Annotated in this window: 4 protein-coding genes and 1 pseudogene; 1 reads left to right on the top strand and 4 read right to left on the bottom strand. The window is 42.1% G+C overall.

What is annotated here, in order from left to right; all coding sequences use genetic code 11:
* Positions 1–306: 306 nt before the first annotated feature.
* From VZ94_RS24875 to VZ94_RS20930, 4 genes and pseudogenes are all read right to left on the bottom strand, one after another.
* Positions 307–648 (bottom strand): annotated as a pseudogene (locus tag VZ94_RS24875) (IS110 family transposase); the annotation flags it as partial.
* A 122-nt stretch (positions 649–770) separates the two neighbouring features.
* Complete coding sequence (locus VZ94_RS20940; RefSeq protein WP_045780730.1) at positions 771–1,142, bottom strand: hypothetical protein; 372 nt, start codon at positions 1,140–1,142, stop codon at positions 771–773.
* Complete coding sequence (locus VZ94_RS20935) at positions 1,139–1,360, bottom strand: DUF6438 domain-containing protein (protein ID WP_131655670.1); 222 nt, start codon at positions 1,358–1,360, stop codon at positions 1,139–1,141. Before VZ94_RS20935 ends, VZ94_RS20940 begins: the two co-directional genes overlap by 4 nt.
* A 176-nt stretch (positions 1,361–1,536) precedes the next feature.
* Positions 1,537–1,968, bottom strand: a complete 432-nt coding sequence (locus tag VZ94_RS20930) for a hypothetical protein (RefSeq protein WP_045780728.1) — start codon at positions 1,966–1,968, stop codon at positions 1,537–1,539.
* 152 nt (positions 1,969–2,120) lie between these two features.
* Here VZ94_RS20930 and tnpA point away from each other — a divergent pair.
* Positions 2,121–2,197 (top strand): IS66 family insertion sequence element accessory protein TnpA (tnpA, locus tag VZ94_RS33395; protein WP_439097744.1); only part of this gene is annotated, 77 nt, incomplete at its 3' end.

Here is a 2,197-nt window from a genome sequence, read left to right as displayed (position 1 = left end):
CGGCGAATCCGTATATGGACTCCTCCCGTTTTGCAAGCATTTCTGACTTCTGGATAGGGGTACGACTGCACACGTATATCCGGCCTTTAATTTGAGCTATAGGCTCTGGCCATAATGGGCTATTCGCGCGTTTGCTCCGTGCGCCTTATCGTGCTCAAGGCACAGCGGATTCGTAAGGTTTTGCAAACGCCGGTTCGACCTGTTTTCCATTAGTCATGATTGCTTAGCAATCGTGGGTGAACGAGTCCTTTCTGTCAACCGGCTTGAGTTTGAAGGCTTGCCTTCGAACTCAAGCGGTTTGCCTTCAGGCTGGTAATCTGTTTTCTTCGTTAACAACGCCCAAACGATACGGGCATTTTTGTTGGCTAAAGCAACCGCTGCAATATTGTTGTTGCGTCTATCACATAAGCCTTGCAGCCAACGGCTGCGAGGATCATCTTTCTTGCTGGCCACTTTTAATACCGCTCGGGCACCATGAATCAGCAACGTGCGTAAATAAGCATCACCACGTTTGCTAATGCCTAGCAAACGGTCTTTGCCACCACTACTATTCTGTCTTGGCGTCAGCCCTAACCAAGCCGCCAGGTCCCGTCCGCGTTTAAATTGTTTGCCATCACCGATAGCGCAAACCAGTGCCGTCGCGGTAATCGCAACTATGGGGTCACAACTATGGGGTCAGGCCTTACATTTGACGTGACACCCTCGTTTTTTTGGCGATTTTGATGCAATTTGTAAGGCCTGCCCCCTCTCACCCTATCACCGTGATTCTTTTATTTCTTAAGGTTAATACTTCTAATCGGGAAATCTCTATAACATAGTGCATGTCCTGGATAAGCTACCCATTGAGTCAAATTGATAGCTCGAATAATGTCTAGCTCCCATCTAAAAAATACATGCTGCTTATTAATCCACTTGCGTAACACGTCCACTGAAAGACGCATATCATAATCATATTTACAAGCATCAGTTGACCTCAAATAGCGAAATTCTTGCAGACAAAAATACCTATCTACTACACCCTCTCCTAATTTACCCCCACTATAAAAAGTCAAGTATTTATTAGCCACATGTATACGAATAGCCGCCCCCATGAACATCCCATGCATTATTGCAGGCAATATATCTTGATCATCTGACGTCACGTTTTTGTGCCAGAAAAGCTTTTCATAAGGGCTGCTACTGTATCCTGGCTAATACGACTACTGTGTTTACCTTGAATTGTCACTCCTTCTCCACCTCGATATTCAACACGCCCATCTTTAAACACTTGGACTAAATACGACTTTTCACAATCGATTACCGAATAGCTAATAACTGGTGGATCGAGTAAACCGGCATATAGCGAGGGGGATAAACTCATAAAAGCCCATAAAACAAGCTTATAAACATCGATGCAATATATTCTTTTAACCATCATAATTCCTTAGTCCATCAAACGAGGTTTAATTAATGTAAATATAAGGATAAACCTCCCCGTTAACCCATTCACACTCACAGATTTTACGCGTTTTGTCCATATTCGTGAATAAAAAACGCCTAACTTAGCGGGTACATGTCGGTCAACTGTTGGCGAAACGTCCAAAAAAAAGATATATTGATAAAACCATCAAAATATGTTTTCCCTTTATAAACAAACAAATCTATTGGCGCAGCTAGTGGTGGAAAATGTGCTACGCTTGGCCATTCCAATATTTCTTTGTCGGCAAAAATATCATGCATTTTAGCTTCTTCTACTTGCCGTAATTGTTTGTCAACAATGAACAATCCATCGACTTCCATACGAACATTTGCAGAAACACTCACCAAACTAGTAGATTTAATAATGGTGTCAGTGATGTCTCCATCATTATCTAAATCTAATTTTGTTCGGTAGCGCTCCATAGGTATTTTCGTAAGCATACTAAGGCTTTCTCGCGAAAACGATTGCCCTAGTTCTTGAAAATTTTTGTCGCGTTTTATGGTTTTCATAATATTTTTTTATAGCGATCTTGGTCCCTATATCGCTGAAAACTTACTAACTTATTATAGATGCGCATTACTTCATCGTAAGCGCTCAACCAAACCACCTGTTCTAATAAGTTCAGAACCGTTATTCTCAAAATTTTTGAAGAGGATAATGCATGACCTTAACTGCGCATTGGATACATCACCTGAACACTTGGCAAAGCAGCGGAATGACGCAAGCGGCGTATTGCCG

It is taken from the genome of Methylocucumis oryzae (assembly GCF_000963695.1).
In the GTDB taxonomy this organism is placed as follows: Bacteria; Pseudomonadota; Gammaproteobacteria; order Methylococcales; family Methylomonadaceae; genus Methylovulum; species Methylovulum oryzae.
This window is presented reverse-complemented; position numbering and strand designations above follow the sequence as displayed.

Excerpts from the sequence above, each read along its gene's own strand:
- VZ94_RS20935 (WP_131655670.1), bottom strand. The coding sequence starts at position 1,360 with ATGAGTTTATCCCCCTCGCTATATGCCGGTTTACTCGATCCACCAGTT.
- VZ94_RS20930 (WP_045780728.1), bottom strand. The coding sequence starts at position 1,968 with ATGAAAACCATAAAACGCGACAAAAATTTTCAAGAACTAGGGCAATCG.